Source organism: Pseudomonas sp. VI4.1 (genome assembly GCF_002029345.1).
In the GTDB taxonomy this organism is placed as follows: domain Bacteria; phylum Pseudomonadota; class Gammaproteobacteria; order Pseudomonadales; family Pseudomonadaceae; genus Aquipseudomonas.
Genome location: NZ_MULM01000180.1, coordinates 16099 through 41930, shown reverse-complemented (window position 1 = coordinate 41930; position 25832 = coordinate 16099). Strand labels below are relative to the sequence as shown.

Annotated in this window: 23 protein-coding genes, 2 tRNA genes and 2 pseudogenes; 18 read left to right on the top strand and 9 right to left on the bottom strand. The window is 59.9% G+C overall.

Annotated elements, in window-relative coordinates; genetic code table 11:
* Positions 1-52 precede the first annotated feature (52 nt).
* The 6 genes from BZ163_RS28510 to BZ163_RS28485 all read left to right on the top strand — a co-directional run bounded on the left by BZ163_RS28510 (position 53) and on the right by BZ163_RS28485 (position 6019).
* Positions 53-1012, top strand: coding sequence for a DUF523 and DUF1722 domain-containing protein (locus tag BZ163_RS28510; protein WP_128873690.1), 960 nt, complete (start codon positions 53-55; stop codon positions 1010-1012).
* Complete coding sequence (locus tag BZ163_RS28505) at positions 1012-1953, top strand: MerR family transcriptional regulator (protein WP_128873689.1); 942 nt, start codon at positions 1012-1014, stop codon at positions 1951-1953. Before BZ163_RS28510 ends, BZ163_RS28505 begins: the two co-directional genes overlap by 1 nt.
* A 21-nt stretch (positions 1954-1974) precedes the next feature.
* The gene (gene phrB, locus BZ163_RS28500; protein ID WP_128873688.1) at positions 1975-3420 is read left to right on the top strand and encodes a deoxyribodipyrimidine photo-lyase; all 1446 of its coding nucleotides are present in this window, start codon (positions 1975-1977) and stop codon (positions 3418-3420) included.
* Between the two features lie 116 nt (positions 3421-3536).
* Entirely contained in the window at positions 3537-4319 is a 783-nt protein-coding gene (locus BZ163_RS28495; RefSeq protein ID WP_128873687.1) for an SDR family oxidoreductase, read from the top strand.
* Entirely contained in the window at positions 4316-5563 is a 1248-nt protein-coding gene (locus BZ163_RS28490) for an NAD(P)/FAD-dependent oxidoreductase (RefSeq protein ID WP_128873686.1), read from the top strand. Before BZ163_RS28495 ends, BZ163_RS28490 begins: the two co-directional genes overlap by 4 nt.
* Before the next feature lie 150 nt (positions 5564-5713).
* Positions 5714-6019: a YkgJ family cysteine cluster protein gene (locus BZ163_RS28485; RefSeq protein WP_074880229.1), complete on the top strand. Its 306-nt coding sequence runs from the start codon at positions 5714-5716 to the stop codon at positions 6017-6019.
* A gap of 126 nt (positions 6020-6145) precedes the next feature.
* On the opposite strand, the gene BZ163_RS28480 is transcribed toward BZ163_RS28485, so the two are convergent.
* The 6 genes and pseudogenes from BZ163_RS28480 to hemA all read right to left on the bottom strand — a co-directional run bounded on the left by BZ163_RS28480 (position 6146) and on the right by hemA (position 11520).
* Positions 6146-6664 (bottom strand): acyloxyacyl hydrolase, encoded by a 519-nt coding sequence (locus BZ163_RS28480; RefSeq protein ID WP_128873685.1) that lies wholly within the window; start codon positions 6662-6664, stop codon positions 6146-6148.
* A gap of 124 nt (positions 6665-6788) precedes the next feature.
* Entirely contained in the window at positions 6789-7580 is a 792-nt protein-coding gene (gene murI / locus BZ163_RS28475) for a glutamate racemase (protein WP_128873684.1), read from the bottom strand.
* Positions 7573-8328, bottom strand: coding sequence for a molybdopterin-synthase adenylyltransferase MoeB (locus tag BZ163_RS28470; protein ID WP_128873683.1), 756 nt, complete (start codon positions 8326-8328; stop codon positions 7573-7575). Before BZ163_RS28470 ends, murI begins: the two co-directional genes overlap by 8 nt.
* Complete coding sequence (prmC, locus tag BZ163_RS28465; protein ID WP_128873682.1) at positions 8322-9152, bottom strand: peptide chain release factor N(5)-glutamine methyltransferase; 831 nt, start codon at positions 9150-9152, stop codon at positions 8322-8324. The genes BZ163_RS28470 and prmC overlap by 7 nt, the downstream gene beginning before the upstream one ends.
* Positions 9153-10235 (bottom strand): peptide chain release factor 1, encoded by a 1083-nt coding sequence (gene prfA, locus BZ163_RS28460; protein ID WP_128873681.1) that lies wholly within the window; start codon positions 10233-10235, stop codon positions 9153-9155.
* Positions 10232-11520 (bottom strand): annotated as a pseudogene (gene hemA / locus BZ163_RS28455) (glutamyl-tRNA reductase). Before hemA ends, prfA begins: the two are co-directional and overlap by 4 nt.
* A 349-nt stretch (positions 11521-11869) precedes the next feature.
* On the opposite strand from hemA, the gene BZ163_RS28450 reads away from it, so the two are divergent.
* The 8 genes from BZ163_RS28450 (at position 11870) to ychF (ending at position 18790) form a co-directional block, all read left to right on the top strand.
* A complete protein-coding gene (locus tag BZ163_RS28450) occupies positions 11870-13594 on the top strand; it encodes a tetratricopeptide repeat protein (protein ID WP_128873680.1) in 1725 nt (574 codons plus the stop codon).
* Positions 13595-13598: 4 nt separating this feature from the next.
* Positions 13599-14216 (top strand): lipoprotein insertase outer membrane protein LolB, encoded by a 618-nt coding sequence (lolB, locus tag BZ163_RS28445; RefSeq protein ID WP_128873679.1) that lies wholly within the window; start codon positions 13599-13601, stop codon positions 14214-14216.
* Positions 14217-14218: 2 nt separating this feature from the next.
* Positions 14219-15070: a 4-(cytidine 5'-diphospho)-2-C-methyl-D-erythritol kinase gene (gene ispE, locus BZ163_RS28440; RefSeq protein WP_128873678.1), complete on the top strand. Its 852-nt coding sequence runs from the start codon at positions 14219-14221 to the stop codon at positions 15068-15070.
* Between the two features lie 36 nt (positions 15071-15106).
* Positions 15107-15181: transfer RNA gene (locus BZ163_RS28435), tRNA-Gln, on the top strand.
* Positions 15182-15226: 45 nt separating this feature from the next.
* The gene (locus BZ163_RS28430) at positions 15227-16168 is read left to right on the top strand and encodes a ribose-phosphate pyrophosphokinase (RefSeq protein ID WP_003208392.1); all 942 of its coding nucleotides are present in this window, start codon (positions 15227-15229) and stop codon (positions 16166-16168) included.
* Positions 16169-16309: 141 nt separating this feature from the next.
* A complete protein-coding gene (locus BZ163_RS28425) occupies positions 16310-16912 on the top strand; it encodes a 50S ribosomal protein L25/general stress protein Ctc (RefSeq protein WP_128873677.1) in 603 nt (200 codons plus the stop codon).
* A 170-nt stretch (positions 16913-17082) separates the two neighbouring features.
* Entirely contained in the window at positions 17083-17667 is a 585-nt protein-coding gene (gene pth, locus BZ163_RS28420; RefSeq protein WP_128873676.1) for an aminoacyl-tRNA hydrolase, read from the top strand.
* Positions 17668-17689: 22 nt separating this feature from the next.
* On the top strand, positions 17690-18790 hold the full coding sequence (gene ychF, locus BZ163_RS28415; RefSeq protein WP_064675906.1) for a redox-regulated ATPase YchF: 1101 nt from the start codon (positions 17690-17692) through the stop codon (positions 18788-18790).
* 92 nt (positions 18791-18882) lie between these two features.
* On the opposite strand, the gene BZ163_RS28410 is transcribed toward ychF, so the two are convergent.
* Positions 18883-20100 (bottom strand): MFS transporter, encoded by a 1218-nt coding sequence (locus tag BZ163_RS28410; protein ID WP_128873675.1) that lies wholly within the window; start codon positions 20098-20100, stop codon positions 18883-18885.
* Positions 20101-20396: 296 nt separating this feature from the next.
* Here BZ163_RS28410 and BZ163_RS28405 point away from each other — a divergent pair.
* Positions 20397-20473 (top strand) — tRNA-Met (locus tag BZ163_RS28405).
* A gap of 116 nt (positions 20474-20589) precedes the next feature.
* Here BZ163_RS28405 and BZ163_RS28400 read toward each other — a convergent pair.
* Positions 20590-21692, bottom strand: a pseudogene (locus BZ163_RS28400) (DUF2817 domain-containing protein).
* A 164-nt stretch (positions 21693-21856) separates the two neighbouring features.
* On the opposite strand from BZ163_RS28400, the gene ggt reads away from it, so the two are divergent.
* The 3 genes from ggt to BZ163_RS28385 all read left to right on the top strand — a co-directional run bounded on the left by ggt (position 21857) and on the right by BZ163_RS28385 (position 24643).
* Positions 21857-23689, top strand: a complete 1833-nt coding sequence (ggt, locus tag BZ163_RS28395; protein WP_128873674.1) for a gamma-glutamyltransferase — start codon at positions 21857-21859, stop codon at positions 23687-23689.
* A 276-nt stretch (positions 23690-23965) separates the two neighbouring features.
* Positions 23966-24268: a type II toxin-antitoxin system HigB family toxin gene (locus BZ163_RS28390; RefSeq protein ID WP_128873673.1), complete on the top strand. Its 303-nt coding sequence runs from the start codon at positions 23966-23968 to the stop codon at positions 24266-24268.
* A 3-nt stretch (positions 24269-24271) separates the two neighbouring features.
* On the top strand, positions 24272-24643 hold the full coding sequence (locus BZ163_RS28385) for a type II toxin-antitoxin system HigA family antitoxin (RefSeq protein WP_128873672.1): 372 nt from the start codon (positions 24272-24274) through the stop codon (positions 24641-24643).
* 70 nt (positions 24644-24713) lie between these two features.
* Here the strand turns inward: BZ163_RS28385 and ddlA are convergent, their stop codons facing one another.
* Positions 24714-25808 (bottom strand): D-alanine--D-alanine ligase, encoded by a 1095-nt coding sequence (ddlA, locus tag BZ163_RS28380; RefSeq protein ID WP_128873671.1) that lies wholly within the window; start codon positions 25806-25808, stop codon positions 24714-24716.
* Between the last annotated feature and the right edge of the window lie 24 nt (positions 25809-25832).

The window sequence follows — 25832 nt, the reverse complement described above, 5'->3', positions numbered from 1 at the left end:
TCATGTTGTACAGAACAGGAGTTCTGTACAGGTCTGGATTCGAGGTGCCCCGATGTCCCATCCCACCGTTAAACCGAAAATCGCCATCAGCGCCTGCCTGATGGGTGCCGAGGTGCGCTTCAATGGCGGGCACAAGCAGTCGCGGCTGTGCAGCCAGACCCTCACCGATTACTTCGATTTCGTCCCGGTGTGTCCGGAAGTTGCCATCGGCCTGGGCATCCCGCGCCAACCCATCCGCCTGGTGGGTAGCCCCGAACAACCCGATGCCATCGGCTCAGTCGATCCTGCGATCAACGTCACGCGGCCACTGGCTGAATATGGCCAGAAAATGGCGGCCGAGCTCAGCGATATCTGCGGCTACATCTTCATGCAGAAATCGCCGTCATGCGGCCTGGAACGGGTCAAGGTCTACCACGCCAACGGCGTGCCGGTGGACGGCGGTGGGCGCGGCATCTACGCCCAGGCCTTTTGCGCTTTGCATCCGGATTTACCGGTGGAAGAAGAAGGTCGACTCAACGATCCGGTGTTGCGGGAAAACTTCCTGACCCGCGTATTCGCCTACAGCGCCTGGCAGCAATTGCACCAAGCAGGCCTGACCCGCCGCGGCCTCACAGACTTTCACTCGCGCTACAAATACCTGCTGATGGCCCACAACCCGGTGCACTACAAAATCCTCGGCCATCTGCTGGGCAACATGGGCCGCAGCGATCCCCGGGAACTGGGTCCACGCTATTTCAGCGAACTGATGGCCGCCTTGAAGAAATGCGCCACGCGCCGCACCCATACCAATGTCCTGCAGCACATCAGTGGTTACCTGAAACAGGCGATCAGCGCCGAAGACAAGCAGGAAGTGCAGCACGTCATCGGCCAGTACCGCCAAGGCATCGTGCCGCTGGTGGTGCCGTTGACCCTGCTCAAACATTATTTTCGCCAGCATCCGGATCCGTACATCGCGCAGCAGGTTTACCTGCAGCCGCACCCGGAAAATCTCAGCCTGCGAAACGCGATCTGATGAAAACCCCACTCGACGCCAGCGCCAGCGCAGGCGTGGGCGCCGACTTCGCGAAGGCCCTCGATGACGGCTGGTTGCCCATTCGTGAAGTGGCCCGCCAGACCGGCGTCAACGCCGTGACCTTGCGCGCCTGGGAACGGCGTTATGGCCTGATCGTGCCGCAACGTACGCCCAAGGGTCACCGGCTGTTCCGCGCCGAACATGTTCAACGCATCCTGACGATTCTGACCTGGCTCGATCGCGGCGTTGCCGTCAGCCAGGTCAAGCAACTGCTCGACACCCCACAGGCCTTGACCGAATCGGTCGAAAACGATTGGCATGTGCTGCGCCACACCCTGCTGCACGCAATGACCCAACTGAACGAACGTACCCTCGACGACACCGTCAACCAGGCCATGGCGCTGTACCCACCGCGAATCGTGTGCGAACAACTGCTGATGCCGTTGCTGGCGGAACTGGAACAACGTTGGCAAGGCCAGTTCGGCGCACAGATGGAACGGGTGTTTTTCTTTTCCTGGCTACGCAGCAAATTCGGCGCCCGCATCTACCATAACAACCGTCAGTTGCGCAGTGCGCCGCTGCTGTTGATCAATCACTCGGACCTGCCGCTGGAGCCCCACCTGTGGCTCACCGCCTGGTTGATCAGCAGCGCCGATTGTCCGGTGGAGGTGTTCGACTGGCCACTCCCCGCCGGCGAGCTCGCGCTGGCGGTCGATCACCTGAAAGCACGGGGCGTGCTGCTGTATTCCAGCAAAGCCATGAACCTTTCACAGCTGACGAAACTTTTGAATAGCGTCAGTTGCCCAAAAATGATTGCAGGACCCACGGTGTGCATCCACCACACCGAGTTGTCCGCTAGAGCCACCGAGATCACTGACTTGTTCCTGGCCGAAGATCCGTTATCGGCTCACCAGGACCTGGTCCGGCGTGGGCTCATTTAATTGTTACCCTTGGATACCACCATGCAATTGATCTGGCTGCGCAGCGACTTGCGCCTACATGACAACACCGCCCTCTCGGCCGCCGCCGCACGGGGTCCGAGCTTGGCTGTGTTCCTGCTGAGCCCGGAACAATGGCGCGAGCACGACGATGCGCCGTGCAAAGTGGACTTCTGGCTGCGCAACCTGAGCGAATTAAGCCGCGCGCTGAACGAACTGAACATTCCCCTGCTGATCCGCCATGCACCACGCTGGGATGACGCGCCGAATGTTTTGCTCGAGCTTTGTCGGCAGTTGGCGATTGAAGCCGTGCACGTCAACGAGGAATACGGCATTCATGAAACCCGCCGGGACCTGGCGGTGGCTGACGCGCTGAAGACCCAGGGTATTGAGTTTCACCGCTATCTCGACCAGCTGCTGTTCAAGCCCGGGAGTGTCCTGACCAGGACCGGCACGTATTTCCAGGTGTTCAGCCAGTTCCGAAAGGTTTGCCATGAACGGCTGCATCATGCGCTTCCCGGCCTGGTGAACGCCCCAAAAGTGCAAGCGCCATTGAGCATCGAACCGGACAAGATCCCCGCCAACATCGAGGGTTTCGAAACGCCCGGCGACAACTTGCGCGCCCTCTGGCCGGCCGGTGAAGGCGAAGCCCGGCGCCGCCTCGACACTTTTACCGACACCCAGATCGACTACTACCAAAGCGAGCGGGACTTCCCGGCCAAACCCGGCACCAGTCAATTGTCGGCCTATCTCGCGGCCGGCGTGATATCTCCTCGCCAATGCCTGCATGCGGCCCTGCAAAGCAATCAAGGTGAGTTCGACAGCGGCAACGTGGGCGCCGTCACCTGGATCAATGAGTTGTTGTGGCGCGAATTCTACAAACACATATTGGTGGGCTACCCACGAGTGTCCCGTCACCGCGCCTTCCGCCCGGAAACCGAAGCCCTGGCCTGGCGCGATGCGCCTGAAGAACTCCTGGCCTGGCAGCAAGCCCGCACCGGCCTGCCCATCATCGATGCGGCCATGCGCCAATTGCTTGAAACCGGCTGGATGCACAACCGTCTGCGGATGGTAGTGGCCATGTTTCTGACCAAGAACCTGCTGATCGACTGGCGTGAAGGCGAACGCTTTTTCATGCGCCACCTGATCGATGGCGACCTGGCGGCTAACAACGGCGGCTGGCAGTGGAGTTCGTCCACCGGCACCGACTCGGCCCCCTATTTCCGGATTTTCAACCCGTTGAGCCAGTCGGTAAAATTTGATGCCGAGGGCGTATTCATCAAGCACTGGCTGCCGGAACTGGCCGGACTGAGCAAAAAAGAAGTGCACAACCCGGTAAACCTCGGAGGGCTATTTGGTGTGTCAGGTTATCCGTCGCCGATCGTCAATCTTAGTGAGTCGCGCACGCGAGCGCTGGTGGCGTTCAAGAATCTGCCGTCGCGGCAGAACGCAGGAGGCGGGGATGAGTGATTTCCTGCGCGAGACAGTACATTGCCACCGGGATTACTTCGATGCCCGGGCACTATCTAATGAACATCTACCCGTATTTTGGGCCAGTCGTGTGCCTGGCTGAAAAGGAGCATGGGATGAGCGTTACACTTCCACGTCGCTTTTGGCTGACTGGCGCCAGCAACGGCATTGGCGCGGCGTTGGCCGAAGAAATACTGAAAACCGGCGCCCACCTGGCTGTCAGTTCACGTTCGGCGGCACCATTGAAGGTCTTGGCCAAGCGCTATCCAGGACAGGTGATGGTGGTGGCCGGCGACCTGACCAACGGCCAGACCGTGCGTGAAATCGGTGAGCGGATTGCCCAGGAGTGGGGCTCGCTGGATTCGGTGATCCTGAATGCCGGCACTTGCGAGTATGTCGACGCCAGGCAGCTGGATGCTTCAATCATCGAGCACGTCGTACGCACCAACCTGCTCGCCAGCAGTTATTGCATCGAAGCTGCCGTGCCCTTGCTGCGAGCCGGAACTGCGCCGCATATGGTGGGAATGGCCAGCTCGGCAACCTATCTGCCGCTGCCCCGGGCCGAAGCCTATGGCACTTCGAAAGCCGGCCTGCGTTACTTGTTCGAGTCCTTGCGCCGCGATCTGGCTCCGGACGGCATCGAAGTCACCATGGTCAGCCCAGGCTTCGTCGACACACCGCCGGCCGCGAACAACGACGTGCCGCCCCCCCTCGCCTGGCCTGTGGATAAAGCCGCTCGGCATATCTTCGAAGAACTCAGGCGCCGTCCCCCGGAGATCGCCCTGCCTGCGCTGTTCATGGCCGCCCTCTGGCCGCTGTCGAAAATGCCCGACAGCGCAAAACTGGCAATCGGTAAACGCATGGTACGTGGCCAGCCGCCGATCAAGGATCAGCCGTGAAGATCGCCATCGTCGGCAGCGGCATTTCGGGGCTGACCAGCGCTTATCTGCTCAACCGCAGCCACGAGATCAGCCTGTTCGAGGCCAGCGACCGGGTCGGCGGTCATACCCATACCCTGGACGTGACTGTCGATGGCCAAAGCTACCGGGTGGACACCGGTTTCATGGCGTTCAACGACTGGGCCTATCCGAATTTCATTCGCCTGCTGGGTCAACTGGGCGTGGCGTTCAAGCCGACGCCAATGAGCTTTTCGGTCACCGACCCCGATACCGGCCTCTGGTACAACAGCAACAACCTCAACAGCCTGTTTTCCCAGCGCCGCAATCTGTTGTCGCCGGGATTCTGGGGCATGCTGCGGGACATCTCGCGCTTTAATAAAGCGGCACAGCTCGACCTGATCGAAGGGCGAATCGCGGCAGACACCACGCTGGACGACTATTTCAAAGCGAGTGGCTATGGCGAGCGGTTCATCCTGCACTACATCGTACCGATGGGGGCCGCGATCTGGTCGATGTCCATGGCTGACATCCTGGGTTTTCCAATGCGGACCTTCGTCAGGTTCTTCAACAACCATGGTCTGCTGTCCACTGACAATCGCCGGCCATGGTGCGTGATCGAAGGGGGGTCTAACGCCTATATCGCACCATTGACGGCGAGCTTTGAACACAAGATCAGGCTCAATGACCCGGTCAATCGAGTCGAACGCGATGGGGCTGGAGTGATTATCCATAGCGCCGGCGGCAGCGAGCGATTCGATAAAGTGGTGTTCGCTTGTCACAGCGATCAGGCACTGAAACTGCTGGCCGAGCCAAGCGACGCCGAACAGTCGATCCTCAGTGCCCTGCCCTACGCTGACAATGAAGTCGTGCTGCATACCGACACACGTGTGTTGCCCGAGCAAAAACTGGCCTGGGCCGGTTGCAACTATCGCCTCGGCGGCCCAGGCCATACACGGGCGGCTGTCACTTACGACATGAATATTATGCAGGGCATCCAGAGCGACACGACGTTCTGTGTCAGCCTCAATCAAAGCGCCGGCATCAGTCCGTTCAAGGTGCTCGCCCAATACACGTATGCCCACCCGCAATTCAGCCTGGCGGCCGTCGCCGCCCAGGAACGCTGGGAAGAATTGAACGGCGCGCACCACACTTACTTTTGCGGCGCCTATTGGGCCAGCGGCACCCATGAAGACGGCGTGGTCAGCGCTTTGCGCGTTGCCCGCTCGTTCGGGGAAACCTTATGACAGCGCCCGCTTCTGCAACTGAACAGCCCTGCGGCGGTGGCGCCAAGCCTCGCGAATACGGTTAGTGGATCAGCCTGCTGCCTGCCCCTGCAGCCAAGCGTCCGTCAGGCCTTTCACACAGCACCGCCGCGCTGCCTTACACTGCGCCCCATGAAGACCATCCCCCACACGCAAATCGCCGAACCGGCGGTCACTTGCTCGACCTGCGCCGCGTGCTGCTGCCAGCTTGAAGTCATGCTGATCACCGACACCGGCGTGCCCGAGCGGTTTATCGATACCGATGATTGGGGTGGCGAAGTCATGCTGCGCCTGGATGACGGCTGGTGCGCCGCGCTGGATCGCAACACCATGATGTGCACCATCTACGAAAAACGCCCGTTGATCTGCCGGGAGTTCGAGATGGGGGCGCCGGAATGCATCGAAGAGCGCCAGGGGATCACCACGGCGTATCGCTGAGTCAAACCACCGCAGACCTGTAGGAGCTGGCTTGCCGGCGAAAGCGGTGTGTCAGTCGACACATGTATTAAAACTGACCCATCGCCTTCGCTGGCAAGCCAGCTCCTACAAGAACAGCGCCGAGGGTTACAACGGCATCGTGTAATGCAGCGCGTAACTTTCCACCCCGTTGTTAGGGCTGCTGATCCCGGCATTGGAGTAGTGCGTCGCACGAATCCCGACTTCATGTCCGCCCGCAAAGCGCAGGCCAAAGCCGAACCGGTCTTCAAACTGGAACGCACTGCCGAGCTGGTTGTTTTCGACTTCGGTATTGGCGAACGCCGCTACGCCAACGCCCACCTCCACGTACGGCTTGACGTTCTGTCCGGCAAACTCGTAAACCAACACCGGCGAAAACGACAGGCTGTGGTTGCTGGAACTCTTGTCGCCTTCCCAATAGGTGTAGGCGCCACTCCAGTAACCGGTCAAACGACCGACGTCACTTTGCAGCCAGCTCTGGTCCCAATCGATCTGCATGCCCAGTCGATAAGTCATGGTCGACTCGCTGGTCTGGCCGACCGCGAACTCTACGCCTGCCGCCTGAGCAGTAAAACTGTGCCCCATCAGTGCGGCCGCAATCGCGGCCAAACAGAATAGTCGCTTCATTAGAAACATCCTTTTCCGAACGAGTATCGTGTGGTTTTTTTGTGGTTCTCAATAGAACTAAAACTATAGAAGTCGACGTTTAATCAGAAGTTCATCCCGATTATTCGATTTCCCCAAGATTTATCTACTGATTGAAGCTTCGCACAACACCAGAGGTATTCCACAGGATCGGCAAGATATTTTGAAAATGCTCAGGATCGGCACTCGTCCAGAACTGCGCAGCGCGAGCAGCTCCATCAGCGAGCAATTCGCGCTCGGTCAACAGCCGCTGTAGTTGCCGTGCCACCGCGGCGCCGGTGTCGATCAAGCTGATGTCCTCAGGGATCATCTGCTTTAGCAACGGCTTTAAGAAGGGGTAATGCGTGCAGCCGAGAATTATCGTGTCGCAACCCGCGGCAAGCAGGGGCCCGACATACCTGGCCAGCAACTCACGCAGGGCAGGGCTGTGCAGATCACCGTTTTCAATCAGCTCCACCAGCCCGGGACAAGGCTGAGTGATCACCCGGATATCCGTGGCGAAACGATCGAGTAGCGCGGCAAATTTGGCACTCTGCAACGTGCCGGTGGTGGCCAGGACACCGACCACGCCACTGCGGGTAGCTGCCGCGGCGGGTTTGACCGCCGGCTCCATGCCGACTATCGGCCACTGGGGATAATCGCGCCGCAAATCCGCAACCCCGGCGACCGTGGCCGTGTTGCACGCCAGCACCAGGGCCTTGGCACCCTGCTGCTGAAAAAATTCGGCCATGACACTGCAACGGTGTCGGATGAACTCCGGGGTTTTTTCGCCGTAGGGAATATTCCCGCAATCGGCCACGTACAGCAGTGACTCATTGGGCAATAAACGCTGGATCTCGGCCAGCACCGAAAGCCCTCCGACGCCGGAGTCGAACACGCCGATTGGCGCTTCACGCATGGGCAGTACCACAAACGCTGCAACCCGGATCACGTTTGACCCGCAGCTCACGGAAGCGCGTGCCCAAGGCATCGATCAACAACAGGCGCCCCACCAGCGGCTCGCCGAAACCCACCAACAGTTTCATCGCTTCCAGCGCCTGGAGGCTGCCCACCAGCCCGACCAGAGGCCCGAGCACGCCGGCTTCGCTGCACGTCAGTTCGGCTTCGCTGCCGTGCCCGTACAAACAGTGGTAGCACGGACTTTCCGCGCGGCGTGGGTCGAACACCGACAATTGCCCTTCGAGGCGAATCGCCGCGCCGCTGACCAACGGCTTGCGCGCAGCCACGCAGGCCGCGTTGACCGCTTCACGGGTGGAGAAATTATCCGAGCAGTCCAGCACCAGATCCACTGCGCCCACGGCGGCGGCCAGGGAATCTTCGTCCAGCGCCGCGCGGTGGGCAATCAACCGAATCTCGGGATTGATCGCGCCTAGACGACGGATGGCCGAATCGACCTTGCTGACCCCGACGCTATCCGTGTCATGGATGATCTGGCGTTGCAGATTGGTCAGGTCGACGCTGTCGAAGTCCGCCAGATGCAGTTCACCGACCCCGGCAGCGGCCAGGTACAGCGCCACCGGTGAGCCAAGACCGCCAAGACCGATGATCAACACGCGGCTTTGCTTGAGTCGCAACTGACCGTCGATGTCGACGTGTTGCAACAGGATCTGCCGACTGTAGCGCAACAATTCCTGATCATTCAGCACGGCAGGCACCCCAGACTGATGCGTTCGTGACCGCCCAGATCGGTGCGGCTGTGAACCTGTTCAAAGCCGCGGTCCAACAGCAAATCGCGCACCGCAGCGGCTTGATCATAACCATGTTCGAGCATCAGCCAGCCACCCGCTTCAAGATAATCCGGCGCCTGGGCGACGATCAGACGCAGGTCGTCGAGCCCGTCGACACCGGCCACCAGGGCACTGGCCGGTTCGAAGCGAACGTCGCCCTCGATCAGATGCGGATCGGCGGACGCGATATAGGGCGGGTTGCTGATGATCAGTTGAAAGCGCTGGCCTTGCAGCGCGCTGAACCAATGACTGCTCAGTACCGTGGCATTGTTCAGGTGCAGGCGCAGCCGATTGCGCTCGGCCAGGGCTACGGCTTCAAGCACGCGATCCACGGCCGTGACCTTCCACGCCGGACGCTCGCTGGCCAGGGCCAGGGCGATGGCGCCGCTGCCGGTGCCCAGATCGAGCACACTGGCTGGGGTCGCCGGCAGCAATTCCAGCGCGGCTTCCACCAGCAGCTCGGTGTCCGGGCGCGGGATCAGCGTGTGCGGCGCCACTTCCAGATCGAGCTTCCAGAAACCTTGCTGGCCAAGAATGTACGCCACCGGTTCTCCACCACGACGACGCTGCAAAAACCCGGCAAAGGTCAATGCGGCGTCGCTCGGGACGATACGTTCCGGCCAGGTGTGCAGGAAGCTGCGGGATTTGCCCAAGGCCGCGGCCAGCAGCAATTCGGCATCCAGGCGCGCCGTGGGCGAGTCGGGCAACTCGGCGGCGCGCAACAAACTGGCAATGATCGTCATTTACTCACCTATGGCCGCCAGTTGATCGGCCTGGTACTCGGCCAGCAACGGCTCGATCACCGCATCGACACCCCCCGCGAGGATTTCGTCGAGGGAATACAGCGTCAGGTTGACCCGATGGTCAGTGACCCGGCCCTGGGCAAAGTTATAGGTGCGGATCCGTTCGGAGCGATCGCCCGAGCCCACCAGCAATTTGCGCTCGCTGGCAATGGCATTGGCGGCAGCACTGGTCTGCTGGTCGTTGAGCTTGGCCGACAACCAGGACATCGCCCGTGCGCGGTTCTTGTGCTGGGAACGTTCTTCCTGGCATTCGACGACGATGCCGGACGGCAAGTGGGTGATGCGGATCGCCGAATCGGTCTTGTTGACGTGCTGACCGCCGGCACCGGAGGACTTGTAGGTATCGATCCGCAAATCGGACGGGTTGATCTCGATCGCTTCCTGCTCGTCCGGTTCGGGCAATACCGCCACGGTGCACGCCGAGGTGTGGATACGCCCCTGGGATTCAGTGGCCGGAACCCGCTGCACGCGGTGTGCACCGGATTCGAACTTCAGCTTGCCGTAGACGTTGTCGCCTTCGACCCGGGCGATGACTTCTTTGAAGCCGCCATGTTCGCCGATGTTCTCCGAGAGAATTTCTACCCGCCAGCCACGCCGCTCGGCGTAACGCGAATACATGCGGAACAGGTCGCCGGAGAAAATCGCCGCCTCGTCACCGCCGGTGCCGGCGCGGATTTCGAGGAACACGTTACGGCCGTCGTTCGGATCCTTGGGCAGCAGCATGCGTTGCAGGCTGGCTTCGATTTCGATCAGTTGCTCTTTGGTTTCGCGGACTTCTTCCACGGCCATTTCGCGCATGTCCGGGTCGCTGTCCTTGAGCAGCGCCTGGGCGCCTTCGAGGTCGCCTTGCACTTTGAGCAACTGTTTATAGGCTTCGACAATCGGCTCGATTTCCGCATATTCCTTGGAATAGGTGCGGAATTTGGCCTGATCGGAAATGACCTCGCCATCGCCAAGCAAGGCAGTCAATTCCTCGAAACGGTCCTGGAGGATGTCCAGCTTATTGAGCAGTGACGCTTTCATTGCGGTTTCTTATCCGAAAAGCTATCCGATGAGCCCTCACCGAGGGCAAAGAGTTCCTGGGCCATGGCCAGCGCATCGAGGCGACCTTCGGCAGAGAGCTTTTTCAATTGCACGCTCGGGGCGTGCAAGAGTTTATTGGTCAGGCCGCGTGCCAGCTGCACCAGCACGTCTTCGGCGTTGCTGCCGTTAGCCAGCATCCGCTGGGCCTTGATTAATTCTTCGTCGCGCAGGCGCTCGCTTTGTTGACGATAGGCCTTGAGCACATCCACCGCCGCCAGTTCGCGCAGGCGGATCATGAAGTCTTCGGCACCGATCGAAACCATCTCCTCCGCCGCCTGGGCTGCGCCCTGACGGCTCTTGAGGTTTTCGGCGACACTTCGTGGAGATCGTCGACGCTGTACAGGTACACGTCGTCCAGTTCGCCGACTTCCGGCTCGATATCCCGGGGGACGGCGATGTCCACCATGAAGATCGGCTTGTGCTTGCGCAACTTCAAGGCGCTTTCCACCGCTCCCTTGCCCAGGATCGGCAACTGGCTGGCGGTGGAGCTGATGACGATGTCGCTGCGCACCAGTTCCGCCGGGATGTCCGAGAGCAACACCGCATGGGCGCCGAACTGCTCGGCCAGGATGCTTGCGCGCTCCAGCGTCCGGTTGGCGACCACGATGCGCTTCACGCCCAACTCATGCAGATGGCGGGCGACCAGGGTAATGGTCTCGCCGGCGCCGATCAGCAAGGCCTGGCTGCGTTGCAGGTCGCTGAAAATCTGTTTGGCCAGGCTGACCGCGGCAAACGCCACGGACACCGGGTTTTCACCGATGGCAGTGTCGGTGCGCACCTGTTTGGCCGCATTGAACGTGGCCTGGAACAGCCGTCCGAGCAACGGACCGATGGTGCCCGCCTCGCGGGCCACGGCGTAGGCCGATTTCATCTGACCGAGAATCTGCGGTTCGCCCAACACCAGCGAATCGAGCCCGGAGGCCACCCGCATCATGTGACGAACTGCCGCATCATCTTCGTGCACATAAGCGCTCGCGCGCAGCTCTTCGAGGCTCAAATGGTGATAATCGGCCAGCCAGCGCAAGATGATGTCAGCCGAAAGGTGATCCTGCTCTATATAGAGTTCACTGCGATTGCAGGTGGAGAGGATCGCAGCTTCGCGGCTGTCGGTGAGTCGGCAGAGCTGCTGCAAGGCCTCCACCAGCTGCTCAGGGGTAAAGGCCACGCGCTCGCGGACGTCTACTGAAGCAGTCTTGTGGTTGATACCGAGTGCAAGGAAGGCCATTCAAGGTCGCTGATGGTGACGTGAAGCCGGCAATTGTCCTACTTCGACACAACGAGAACAACTACTCGATCTCTATTGGCACGGCAGGCGAAAGCCAGGCGTGCGAGCGCTTCTCGTTTACATGACCCCACCGACCCACCGCCGCCCCCCCTGTGTAGGAGCTGGCTTGCCACCGAAGGCGGCCTCCAGTCTTGCAGCGCCCTTGAAGACGCCTTCGCTGGCAAGCCAGTTCCTACAGGGGATCGGTGTACACAGGACCGGCATACAGGGGAAAATGGCGGGTCGGTTATGTTTGGCCGAAGGCTTGTGTCATGATGATCCGACCGCAGGTTAGTCGTCCTCTTCCTATATGAATAGATCCTCCGCGTTGCTCCTCGCTTTTGTCTTCCTCAGCGGCTGCCAGGCTTTGGCACCCGTTTCGCCGGACGGTACGCCGCCGGTCGAAGACAGCACTCCGGCCCCTGAAAAGCCCAAGGTTTACAGCTCGTTCAGCGAAGATACCGTCTTCAGCCTGTTGAGCGCCGAACTGGCTGGCCAGCGCAATCGCTTCGACATTGCCTTGGACAACTACGTGACCCAGGCGATCAACACCCAGGATCCGGGCATTTCCGAGCGAGCATTCCGTATCGCCGAGTACCTGGGCGCCGATCAGGCCGCGCTGGACACCGCGCTGATCTGGGCGAAAAACGCCCCGGACGACCTCGAGGCGCAACGGGCCGCTGCGGTGCAGCTGGCTCGCGCCGGGCGTTATGACGATTCGATGCTCTATATGGAGAAAGTCCTGCAAGGCAAGGGCGACACGCATTTCGACTTCCTCGCTCTGTCTGCGGCCGATACCGATCAGGACACGCGCAACGGCTTGATGAAAAGTTTCGACCGCCTGTTGCAGCGCCACCCGAACAACAGCCAGCTGATTTTCGGCAAGGCCTTGCTGTTGCAACAGGACGGTGACGCCAAGGGCGCGCTGAGCCTGCTGGAAGACAATCCGCCGGACGAGGGCGAAATTGCCCCGATCCTGCTGCGCGCACGCCTGCTGCAATCGCTCGATCGTGGCGATGAAGCCTTGCCGCTGCTGAAAAAAAGCATCAAGCAGTACCCGGACGACAAACGCCTGCGCCTGACCTACGCACGCATGCTGGTCGAACAGGACCGCATAGCCGATGCCAAGGTCGAGTTCTCGAGCCTGGTGCAGCAGTACCCGGAAGACGACGAACTGCGTTATTCGCTGGCACTGGTGTGTCTGGAAGCCAAGGCCTGGGACGAGGCCAAGGGTTATCTGGAAGACCTGATCGCCCGGGACAGCCATGTCGATTCGGCTCACTTGAACCTCGGCCGTATCGCGGAAGAGCGTAATGACCCCCAAGGTGCACTGATCGAGTACGCCCAGGTCAAACCCGGTAACGATTACCTGCCGGCACAATTGCGTCAGGCGGATATCCTGATCAATAACGGCAAGACCGCCGAAGCCCAACGCCGCTTGGCGGCAGAGCGCGATGAACAGCCCGATTACGTGATTCAGTTGTATTTGATCGAAGCCGAAACCCTGGCTGCCAACAAACAGGGGGACAAGGCCTGGAACGTCTTGCAGCAAGCCTTGCAGCAAAACCCGGACGACTTGAATCTGCTGTACACCCGCGCCATGCAGGCGGAGAAACGCAATGACCTGGCGCAGATGGAAAAAGACCTGCGGCTGATCATCAAGCGCGACCCGGACAACGCGATGGCACTCAACGCCCTCGGTTATACCCTGTCCGACCGAACGACGCGTTACGCCGAAGCCAAGGCTCTGATCGAACAGGCGCACCAGATCAATCCGGAAGACCCGGCGGTACTCGACAGCCTCGGCTGGGTGCATTACCGCCTGGGCAATCTCGATGAAGCCGAACGTTACTTGCGCCAGGCCCTGGAGCGCTTTCCCGACCAGGAAGTCGCCGCTCACCTGGGCGAGGTCCTGTGGGCCAACGGCAAGCAACGCGAAGCCAAGCAAATCTGGGGCAAGTTCCTCAAGGAGCAGCCCGACAGCCCTACCCTGCGCAGCACCATCAAGCGCCTGACCGGTTCAGAGACTCTTTAAATTTATGTTCATGCGCCACCTCATCGTTTTCAGCTTCATCGCCCTGCTCGCCGGTTGCGCGGGCTTCGGTGCCCGCGAATCGGTCCAGGGCCAAGGCAACCCGGCCCAATGGCGCGAGTACAAACAGCAGCTTACGGCGCTTGATGGCTGGCAGATCAACGGCAAGATCGGCATCCGCGCCCCCAAAGACTCCGGCAGCGGCACCTTGTTCTGGTTGCAGCGTCAGGACTACTACGACATCCGCCTGTCAGGCCCCCTGGGTCGCGGTGCGGCGCGCTTGACCGGGCGCCCCGGCAAAGTCTCACTGGAAGTCGCCAACCAGGGCCGCTATGACGCGACGTCTCCGGAAGCGCTGCTCGAAGAACAGCTCGGCTGGAAGTTGCCGGTGTCCAATCTGGCCTGGTGGGTGCGCGGGCTTCCGGCCCCGGACAGCAAAAGTCGCCTGACTCTGGACACCGACAGCCGTCTGGCCAATCTCGAACAGGATGGCTGGCAGGTGGAGTACCTCAGCTACGCCGAACAAAACGGCTATTGGCTGCCCGAGCGGATCAAACTGCATGGCACCGACCTTGATGTCACGCTGGTGATCAAGGAATGGCAACCGCGCAAACTGGGGCAGTGACCATGACCGCCCCGCGCTTGACGCTGCCCTCCCCGGCCAAACTCAATCTGATGCTGCACATCCTCGGTCGCCGTGAAGACGGTTACCACGAGTTGCAGACCATTTTTCAGTTTCTCGATTACGGCGATGAAATCACCTTTGCCGTGCGCAACGATGGCGTGATTCGTTTGCACACCGAATTCGAAGGTGTACCGCACGACAGTAATCTGATCGTGCGGGCGGCAAAAAAACTTCAGGAGCAATCCGGCTGTTCGCTCGGCATCGACATCTGGATCGAAAAAATCCTGCCCATGGGCGGTGGAATCGGTGGCGGCAGCTCCAATGCCGCGACGACATTGCTCGGCTTGAATCATCTCTGGCAACTGGGCTGGGATGAGAATCGACTGGCCGTGCTTGGCCTGACGCTGGGCGCCGACGTCCCGGTTTTCGTGCGTGGACACGCGGCTTTTGCCGAAGGCGTCGGGGAAAAACTGACCCCTGTAGACCCCGAAGAACCTTGGTATCTCGTGCTTGTGCCGCAAGTATCTGTAAGTACAGCAGAAATTTTTTCAGATCCGTTGTTGACACGTAACTCTTCTCCCATTAAAGTGCGCCCCGTTCCCAAGGGAAACAGTCGAAATGACTGCTTACCGGTGGTAGCAAGGCGTTACCCAGATGTACGTAACGCATTGGATTTGTTAGGTAAATTTACCGAAGCAAAACTCACCGGAACTGGAAGTTGTGTGTTTGGGGGCTTCCCAAGCAAAGCTGGAGCTGATAAAGTCTCGGCCCTTCTTACAGAGACCCTTACAGGGTTTGTAGCAAAAGGAAGCAACGTTTCGATGTTGCATCGCAAGCTGCAAAGTCTGCTCTAAAGGAACCGAGTACTGGGTACTCGTTGCAACAGATACAGGGGCGTCGCCAAGCGGTAAGGCAGCAGGTTTTGATCCTGCCATGCGTTGGTTCGAATCCAGCCGCCCCTGCCATTTTCTATACTCATCCAGGTTACCCTCAGCCTCTAGGTACTGCGCGTGTCCAAGATGATGGTCTTTACGGGGAATGCTAACCCCGATCTGGCTCGGCGTGTTGTACGTCAGCTGCATATCCCTCTCGGTGACATCTCTGTCGGCAAGTTTTCCGACGGCGAAATTACTGCCGAGATCAATGAAAACGTCCGCGGTAAAGATGTCTTCATTATTCAGCCGACTTGCGCTCCGACGAACGATAACCTGATGGAACTGGTAGTGATGGCTGATGCCTTCCGCCGCTCCTCGGCTACTCGTATCACTGCTGTAATTCCTTACTTTGGTTATGCCCGTCAGGATCGCCGTCCGCGTTCCGCACGTGTGGCTATCAGCGCGAAAGTCGTGGCTGACATGCTTACCGTAGTCGGCATCGATCGTGTTCTCACGGTTGATCTGCATGCTGACCAAATCCAGGGTTTCTTCGATATTCCGGTAGATAACATCTACGGCTCCCCGGTTCTGGTGGATGACATTGAAGATCAGCGCTTCGAAAACCTGATGATCGTGTCCCCGGACATTGGTGGCGTCGTGCGTGCACGTGCCGTTGCCAAATCCCTGGGCGTGGACCTCGGGATCATCGACAAACGCCGTGAGAAAGCCAATCACTCTGAAGTGATGCATATCATCGGCGATGTCGAAGGGCGTACCTGTATTCTGGTCGATGACATGGTCGATACCGCCGGCACCCTGTGCCACGCGGCCAAGGCCCTGAAAGAGCATGGCGCTGCCAAGGTTTTCGCCTACTGCACACACCCTGTGCTGTCCGGTCGGGCGATCGAAAACATTGAAAATTCCATGCTGGACGAACTGGTGGTGACTAACACCATCCCGTTGTCCGCTGCTGCTCAAGCCTGCTCGCGTATCCGTCAACTGGATATCGCGCCGGTAGTTGCCGAGGCGGTCCGCCGCATCAGCAATGAAGAATCGATCAGCGCGATGTTCCGCTAAGGGCCCTGCCCTTCTCGAATGTCTCGTTGACGAAAAGCGCCCCGCCCCGGCATTCCTGTCGGGGCGGGGCTTTTTTGCCCATATCGCCTTTAGCGCTGGTCGCAAACGCTGGGGCGAATGTGGTTATTTTGGAGATACAACATGAACGAATTTACTCTGAATGCTGAAGTGCGTTCCGACCTGGGGAAAGGTGCGAGCCGCCGCCTGCGTCGTCTCGCAAGCCTGGTACCAGCTGTAGTTTACGGTGGCGAAAAAGCCCCTGAATCCATCAGCATGCTGGCTAAAGAAGTTGCCAAACTGCTCGAAAACGACGCGGCTTACAGCCACATCATCGAGCTGAACGTTGGCGGCACCAAGCAAAACGTAATCATCAAGGCTCTGCAGCGTCACCCGGCCAAAGGCCACGTGTTGCACGCTGACTTCGTACGCGTTGTAGCTGGTCAAAAGCTGACCGCTATCGTGCCTGTACACTTTGTTGGTGAAGAAGCTCCGATCAAGAAAGGCGGCGAAATTTCGCACGTTGTTTCGGAAATCGAAGTGACCTGCCTGCCAAAAGACCTGCCTGAATTCATCGAAGTCGACCTGGCTGACGCCGAAATCGGCTCGATCATTCACCTGTCCGACCTCAAAGCCCCTAAAGGCGTTGAGTTTGTTGCTCTGGCACACGGTGACGACAAGGCTGTTGCCAACGTTCACGCTCCACGTGTTGCTCCAGAAGCTACCGAAGAAGGCGCAGCAGAGTAATTCACTCTGCGATGCCGGAGTGATCAAGTAACATCGCGGACTGGAACGTAGCGAGAAAGCGGGCGAGAACGCGGAGTTTACATAATGGTAAATGAGCACTTGTCGTCCACTTTCGCCGCACACACCGGTCGCGGCGATGTTATCCACCACTCCAAGGAAGGGCCCCTATCGTGACTGCCATCAAACTGATCGTTGGCTTGGGAAATCCAGGCGCTGAATACGAACAGACCCGGCATAACGCAGGGGCCCTTTTTGTTGAGCGCATCGCGAACGCACAGGGCGTAAACCTTGTGGCGGATCGCAAATATTTCGGCCTGACCGGGCGCTATTCGCATCAGGGTCAGGATGTTCGTCTGCTGATTCCCACCACGTACATGAACCGCAGCGGCCAGGCCGTAGCGGCACTCGCCGGTTTCTTCCGCATCCAGCCCGAAGAAATCCTCGTGGCGCACGACGAACTCGACCTGCCTCCGGGCGTTGCCAAGCTCAAACAGGGCGGCGGCCATGGCGGTCACAACGGGTTGCGCGACATCATCGCGCAACTGGGCAATCAGAATACCTTTCACCGCTTGCGGCTTGGCATTGGCCACCCGGGCGTTGCCAGTATGGTTTCAAATTTCGTCCTGGGTCGTGCGCCACGCGCCGAACAGGAAAAACTCGATGCCAGCATCGATTTTGCCCTCGGCGTGCTGCCGGATATCCTCGCCGGTGAATGGAACCGCGCGATGAAAAACCTGCACAGCCAGAAGGCCTGACACTTATCCGAGGGGAAACACCATGGGATTCAATTGCGGCATCGTCGGCCTGCCTAACGTCGGCAAGTCCACCCTGTTCAACGCCCTGACCAAATCCGGGATCGCGGCCGAGAACTTCCCCTTCTGCACCATCGAACCGAACACCGGTATCGTGCCGATGCCGGATCCGCGCCTGGAAGCCCTGGCAGCCATCGTCAATCCCAAGCGCATCCTGCCGACCACCATGGAATTCGTCGACATCGCGGGCCTGGTTGCCGGTGCCTCGAAAGGTGAAGGCCTGGGCAACAAGTTCCTCGCCAACATCCGCGAGACCGATGCCATCGCCCACGTGGTCCGCTGCTTCGAAGACGAGAACGTGATTCACGTCTCCAACAGCGTCGACCCGAAACGCGACATCGAGATCATCGACCTGGAACTGATCTTTGCCGACCTCGACAGCTGCGAGAAGCAACTGCAGAAAGTCGCTCGCAACGCCAAGGGTGGCGACAAGGACGCCGTGGTCCAGAAAGGCCTGCTGGAGCAACTGATCGCTCACTTCACCCTCGGCAAGCCTGCGCGCACGCTGATGAAGACCATGGGCGCCGACGACAAGGCGGTGATTCGTGGTTTCCACCTGCTGACCACCAAGCCGGTCATGTACATCGCCAACGTCGCCGAAGACGGGTTCGAGAACAACCCGCTGCTGGACATCGTCAAGGCCATCGCCGAAGAAGAAGGCGCCATGGTGGTTCCGGTCTGCAACAAGATCGAAGCCGAAATCGCCGAGCTGGATGACGGCGAAGAGAAAGACATGTTCCTCGAGGCCCTGGGCCTGGAAGAGCCAGGCTTGAACCGCGTGATCCGCGCCGGCTACGAGATGCTGCACCTGCAGACCTACTTCACCGCCGGTGTCGAAGAAGTCCGCGCCTGGACCGTCCGCGTCGGTGCCACCGCACCCCAAGCCGCTGGCGTGATCCACACCGATTTCGAAAAAGGCTTCATCCGCGCCGAAGTCATCGCCTATGACGACTTCATCCAGTACAAGGGCGAAGCCGGCACCAAGGAAGCCGGTAAATGGCGTCTGGAAGGCAAGGATTACATCGTTAAAGACGGCGACGTGATGCACTTCCGCTTCAACGTGTAAAAACAGCTACGCAACAAAAAGCCGCGTTTGATACGCGGCTTTTTTGTGCCTGAAATTCCGTCCACCGCAATCCTGTAGGAGATTGGCGTGGGTCAGGTCTTTTTGGTTCGCGGCAGAAAGATCGCCAGCACGCCAAACAACGGCAGGAACGAACACAGGAAGTACACGTACTCGATGCCGTGAACATCCGCCAGATACCCCAGCAACGCCGCGCCAATCCCGCCAAAACCGAACATCAGGCCGAAAAACACCCCGGCAATCATCCCGACATTGCCTGGCACCAATTCCTGGGCGTACACCACGATGGCCGAGAATGCCGAAGCCAGGATGAAGCCGATCACCACGCTGAGAATGCTGGTCCAGAACAGGTCGACGTGAGGCAGGAGCAAGGTGAAGGGCGCAACGCCAAGAATCGAGAACCAGATCACTGCCTTACGCCCGATCTTGTCGCCGATCGGCCCGCCGAAGAAGGTCCCCGCCGCTACCGCTCCGAGAAACAGGAACAGATGCAGCTGTGAACTGGCCACCGACAGGTCGAATTTCTCGATCAGGTAAAAGGTGAAGTAGCTGGTCAGGCTGGACATGTAGAAGTACTTGGAGAACACCAGCAACCCCAGCACCACCAAGGCACTGATCACCCGGTTTTTCGACAAGCCGTGCGTCGCCGCCTGACCCTGCTTGAGCTTGAACAGGCTCAGGTGATTGGCGTACCAGCGACTGATCCGATAGAGCACGAACAGGGCAAATACCGCGAACAGACCGAACCAGGCCACATGGCCCTGACCGAAAGGAATGATGATCGCTGCAGCGAGCAACGGACCAAAGGCCGACCCCGCATTGCCACCGACCTGAAAGGTCGATTGCGCCAGGCCGAAACGCCCACCCGAAGCCAGTCGCGCCACGCGAGACGCTTCCGGGTGGAAAGTCGATGAGCCGATGCCGATCAGCCCCGCTGCCAGCAGAATCATCGGGAAGGTGCCGACCACCGACATCATCAGAATGCCGATCAGCGTGCACACCGTCCCGGCCGGCAGCAGCCAGGGCTTGGGATGTCGATCGGTGTGATAACCGACCCACGGCTGCAGCAGCGAGGCCGTCAACTGAAAGGTCAGGGTGATCAGGCCGACCTGGGTGAAGGTCAGGCCATAGTTGGCCTTGAGCATCGGGTAAATCGACGGCAGCACCGACTGGATCAGGTCGTTGATCAAATGCGCCAGGGCCACGGCGCCGATGATGCGCATGACCAAAGGGCTGCTTTGTGAAGTCGCGGATGCCGGCTGAGCGCCGGTCTGGACATTACTGATAGCCATGAGAATTTCCGTACAGCGGATGGGTGCACACAGGCAGGTGCGTCAATGTGCCATTTTTCAGTGCGGCAGCGCCATCCCCTTAGCCTGCTAACGACCTCAAAAAAGGGGTGATAGCGCGACGCCTTGGTCTAACGGTGTGTCTGGATCAGCGTCTGGTTATTACGATTTCATCCCAGTTGACGCCCTCACCTGGCCCGATTTTCTGGGGCAGGTGGATAACCGGTTGAAAGCGTAGAGAAATATTTTAGATTTACGCTTGACGCATTGTCGTTTGCGGTGAATAATGCGCGCCACTTGGCTACATAGCTCAGTTGGTTAGAGCATAGCATTCATAATGCTGGGGTCCGGGGTTCAAGTCCCTGTGTAGCCACCAAGTACTAAAAACGGCTTACCGAAAGGTAGGCCGTTTTTTTATGCCCCTGAAAAACCGGCTGCTGGCGAAGGGTCCCGACCAGGCTCCACAGAACCTGAGTCGGACCAAGACACCTGTCACATCGCCGCCAACGCGGACAACCCCCGCTCCCAGATCTGCCAGGTACGCAGCCAGACCATCGCCTGCCAGTCGTTGTCGGCGGGATAGAACTGCTCGAGCAGATTCAGTTTGATCCCGCGCCCCACCGCATCATGCGGATTGCCATGCAGATGCAACCAGTGGTCATCGCGCAAGTGACGATGAACCTCTGCCCCCGGGTAAGTCCCGCACTCGATCACAAAGGGCATCAACCGTACCTGCGGCAACGCATCGATCAGCGCCTGTGAGGTATAACCTGTGGCTGTCGCGGCAACCCCGGTTTCGCTCAGCGTGTCGGCACCGGTCAGCAGTGTGTAGAGCCACGGACCGTAGATAGCCTGCGCGTCTTGCAGCGCCGGATAGGCCGACTCGGTAATCGTCAGCAACATCGGATGACCGTACTCCCCGGCCCCGGTATGCAAGTCAAAACACATCGCGACGTCGGCGTGGGCGACGTGTTGCTCAATGACCTGATGCAGCGTGCGATTCGACCAGCTCGGCGCCAGCCCGCCATAAAACAGGCCATCGGCATGACTGTGCTGGCCGCCTTCGACAATCGACATCACTGCAGGCCAACCCTGTTCGCGAATCTGCTGGTCGAGCAGCTCATCGGCACGCTCGCGTTCGGGGCCTTGCAGCTCGCCGCACGCATAAATTTCATGCAGCGCTGCATAGGCCTGATTGTCCGGCAGCGGGCGCTCGAAGTTCAGGTGATTGCGGTTCAGGTCGATATTGTCTTCATTGACCCGGCGCAGCCAGGCCGTGCCCCAGGGATTGATCAGATGCACAAACACCACCGCGACATCGGCCGGCAGTGAACGGCTGCCCAACGTCTGCAGCCACTTGATCTGACATCCCGAACCATAGAAGCCTTCGACCCCGTGGGTACCGCTCAGCGCGATCAGCAAGCGTTTGGCGGCCGGATTGCCGAGTACCGCCACATCGGTGCTCAACGGCTCGCGAACGGCCCCTGGAGTGGGTGCGGGTAGTGGGTCAGCGTCGCGCCGGCCGCCGTCGCCGCGGCGAGGAATTGTTCGCGCTGGGTGCGGTAACTTGGCTGGGTGGGGAAGTCTGTGTGCATGCTTGCCTCTTGTTGATCTTCTGCCCTGTCTGCTGCCCTCGACCCTACAGAAAATGCACTGACTGATGAAGGAAAAACGCGTCTTTGCCGTAGGCCATGGTTTGCGTCACTGGCTGTCGGCCGATAAAGTCCTCGGATCTTTTCCCACGGATGGAGTGCCCCGCGTGTCCTCAGCCTTTGACTTGAGCCGCTATCGCCTGTCAGCGCTGTCGCTGATTGCCACTGCCTTGGTCCTTGCGGCGTGCAATGCTCCGCCCGCTTCGACATTACCAATCGCACCGGAAGCCGCCTCGGGCTACCGCACCGACCTGCACACCCGGCACGCCTCGAAATACATGGCGGCAGCGGCCAATCCCCTGGCGGCCGAAGCCGGGCGGGAGATGCTGCGCCGGGGCGGTTCAGCCATCGATGCCACCATTGCGATGCAAGCGGTGCTGACACTGGTCGAACCGCAGTCCTCGGGCATCGGCGGGGGTGCGTTGATCGTGCTCTGGGACGGCAAGACCGTGCGCACTTACGACGGTCGCGAAACCGCACCGGCCGGCGCCACCGAGAGACTCTTCCTACAGGCCGACGGCCAACCGATGCCATTCCCCCAGGCGCAGATCGGTGGTCGTTCCGTGGGCACGCCGGGGGTGTTGCGCGCACTGGAACTGGCTCATCACAAACACGGCCGCCTGCCATGGGCACAGCTGTTCGAGCCGGCGATCGAACTCGCCGGGCAAGGCTTCGCCATCTCCCCGCGCCTGCATCGACTGATCGCCTCGGACTCGTCCATCCGACGCTCGCCGGACATGGCGGCGTATTTCCTCAATGCCGATGGCAGCCCGAAGGCCGCGGGCACACAACTGAAAAACCCGGCATTGGCCGCCGTGTACAAACGCATTGCCCAGGAGGGTCCCGATGCGCTGTACAAAGGCCCCGTCGCCCAAGAGATCGTCGCCAAGGTTCAAGGCCATGCCAACCCCGGCAGCCTGTCGCTGAACGATCTTCAAGGCTACAGCGCCAAGGAACGCGCGCCGCTGTGCACCGACTACAAACGCTGGCAAGTCTGCGGCATGCCGCCGCCGTCGTCGGGCGGGATCGCCGTGGCACAGATCCTCGGCACCTTGCAGGCCCTGGAAACCCGCGATCCGCGTTTGGCCCTGGCGTCCTTGAAACCGCTCAAGACGGACAAGCCTGCGGGCCTCGAGCCGGCCCCTGACGCCGTGCACCTGATTGCCGAAGCCGAGCGCCTGGCCTACGCCGACCGCGCGCAGTATGTCGCCGACATGGACTTCGTGCCCGTCCCCGTCAAAGGCCTGGTAGACCCGACCTACCTGGCCAGCCGCGCCGCCCTGATCGGTGACCGCAGCATGGGCATGGCCAAACCCGGCACGCCGCCGGGCATCCAGGTCGCCTATGCGCCCGACCGTTCGCCGCTGCGCATCTCCACCTCGCAAGTGGTGGCGGTCGATGACCAGGGCGGGGCGGTGTCGATGACCACCACCGTCGAATCCGCCTTCGGCTCGCACCTGATGGTTCAGGGCTTCCTGCTCAACAACCAGATGACCGACTTCTCGTTCATCCCCGAGGAGAACGGGCAGAAGGTCGCCAACCGCGTCGAGCCCGGCAAGCGCCCCCGCTCATCCATGGCACCAACCTTGATCTTCGACCGCCAGAGCGGCGAATTCCTCGCCACCATCGGCTCCCCCGGCGGCTCGCAAATCATCGAATACGTTGCCAAATCCACCATCGGCCTGCTCGACTGGAACCTCGACCCGCAAACCGCCATCAGCCTGCCCAACTTCGGCAGCCGCAATGGCCCCACGGAACTGGAACGCGGACAGTTCAGCGCCGGATTGATCCAGGCATTGAAGGACAAAGGACACACCGTGACCGAGATCGACATGACCAGCGGGACCCAGGCGATTGTGCGGGTGAAGGATGCGCAGGGAAAAGCCGCGTTGGCAGGTGGGGCGGATCCGCGGCGTGAGGGGGCAGCGCTGGGAGACTGAGTCGTACGCTGGAACGAGAAAGGGCTTACCGGGAGGTAGGCCCTTTTTTATGGATAACCAATCCTGATCGGTCAGCTCGTGCAGCCTTTTCCTACCCGCAAATGGCTGCATCCTGAGTAGAGTTGAAGATTGATTTTCCCCGATTTTGCATTTAGCCCCGGCTTATCGACTCAGCTGTCGGAAGCGATTGATTACAGAAATCAAACTCGCCCTCCCACAGATCGGATGCGCCGCCACAGACTTGCATCAGTCCCAGCATGGGACTAGGATCATGCCATGAGAATCATCGCCATCAGTCACCTGAAGAGTTTTTGGAAAAGTTGCCCGGACGCGGAACCATCTCTCCTGGCCTGGATTGACGAGGCAAGAAATGCAGAGTGGAAAACGCCTGCGGATATAAAAGCGCACTTTGCCACCGCCAGTATTCTTAAAAGTCGCAGAGTCGTGTTCAACATCAAGGGCAATGACTTTCGATTGGTAGTCGCTGTGGCCTATCGCTTCGGCGCCGTATACATAAAATTTGTCGGCACTCACAAGCAGTACGACGCAATCGACGCTGATACCGTCGAGATGGAGTAACCCATGGATATTCGTCCGATTCACACCGCTGAGGATTACCGTGCAGCTCTCAAGGACGTGTCTGCGCTCTTCGACAATGAGCCTGAGCCGGGCACTCCCGAGGGTGACTACTTCGATATCATGATCACGCTCATCGAGGCGTATGAATCGAAGCAGTTTCCAGTCGATTTACCGAACCCGATCGATGCAATCAAATTTCGCATGGAACAGTCTGGCCTGTCCGCAGCTGATCTGGCACCTGCCATTGGCCGGACAAACCGGGTCTACGAAGTGCTTAATGGCAAGCGCGCCTTGACGCTCCCGATGATCTGGAAACTGCATGACCTTTTCGGTATACCAGCAGAAAGTTTGATCAAGCCTGTGAAGCAGCCCTGATCACGCGACGACCGGACGATCATCCTGATGCCTGTTGGGATCACTTGACCCATTCAGCGCCACCTACAGCCTAACGCGAGATCTTCAGCGCCTGTCGCGCCTTGTGCTTCTCCAGCGCCAGCTCGATCAGGCGGCTGACCAGCTCGCTGTAGGTCATCCCGGTGGCCTGCCACAGCTTGGGGTACATGCTGATGCGGGTGAAGCCGGGGAGCGAGTTGATCTCGTTGATCAGCACTTCACCGCTGTCGGTCAGGAACACATCGACCCGCGCCAGTCCGGAACAGCCCAACACCTGGAACGCCTCGACGGCCAAGGCACGAATGCGTTCGCTGGCCTCGGTGCTGATGTTGGCCGGGACCACCACTTCAGCCGCCTGATCGTCGATGTATTTGCTGTCGTAGGAATAGAACCCGCTGCGCACCACGATCTCGCCGCAACCGCTGGCGACGGCGTCCTCGTTGCCCAGTACCGCGCATTCGATTTCGCGGCCGCTGACGGCGGATTCGACCAGGACTTTTTCATCGAAATCCAGCGCCAGTTCGATCGCCGCCTGGTACTCGGCTTCATCGCTCACCTTGCTCACGCCCACGGAAGAGCCCTGGTTCGCCGGTTTGACGAACAGTGGCAGGCCGAGCTTGCCCTGAACCTCGGCGAACCCGGTGCGCGCCGCCGTGGCGCGGGTCAGGGTCACGAACGGTGTGACCGCCAGGCCAGCATCACGCAGCAGGCGCTTGCTGATGTCCTTGTCCATGCAGACCGCCGAGCCGAGCACATCGGAGCCGACGAACGGCAGGTCGGCCATGCGCAGCAAACCTTGCAGGCAACCGTCTTCGCCCAGGGTGCCGTGGACGATCGGGAAGATCACGTCGACATGGCCCAGCAGTTCCTGGCTGGAGGTTTCGACCAATTGCTGGCTGGCCTTGCCCGGCACGACGGCGAGCTCGCGGTTGGACTGGTTGAGGGCGATCAGCGCCGGATTCTCCTGGTTGAGCAGGAAGTTCGACGGATCGTTAAGGTGCCAGTGGCCTTGCTTGTCGATACCGATCAGCACCGGCTCGAAACGCGAACGATCCAGCGCATCGACAATATTTTTCGCCGACTGCAGCGACACCTCGTGCTCGGCCGATCGGCCTCCGAAAATAATCCCCACCCGCAACTTGCTCATTCAAGACTCCTCAGCGATTGGCCA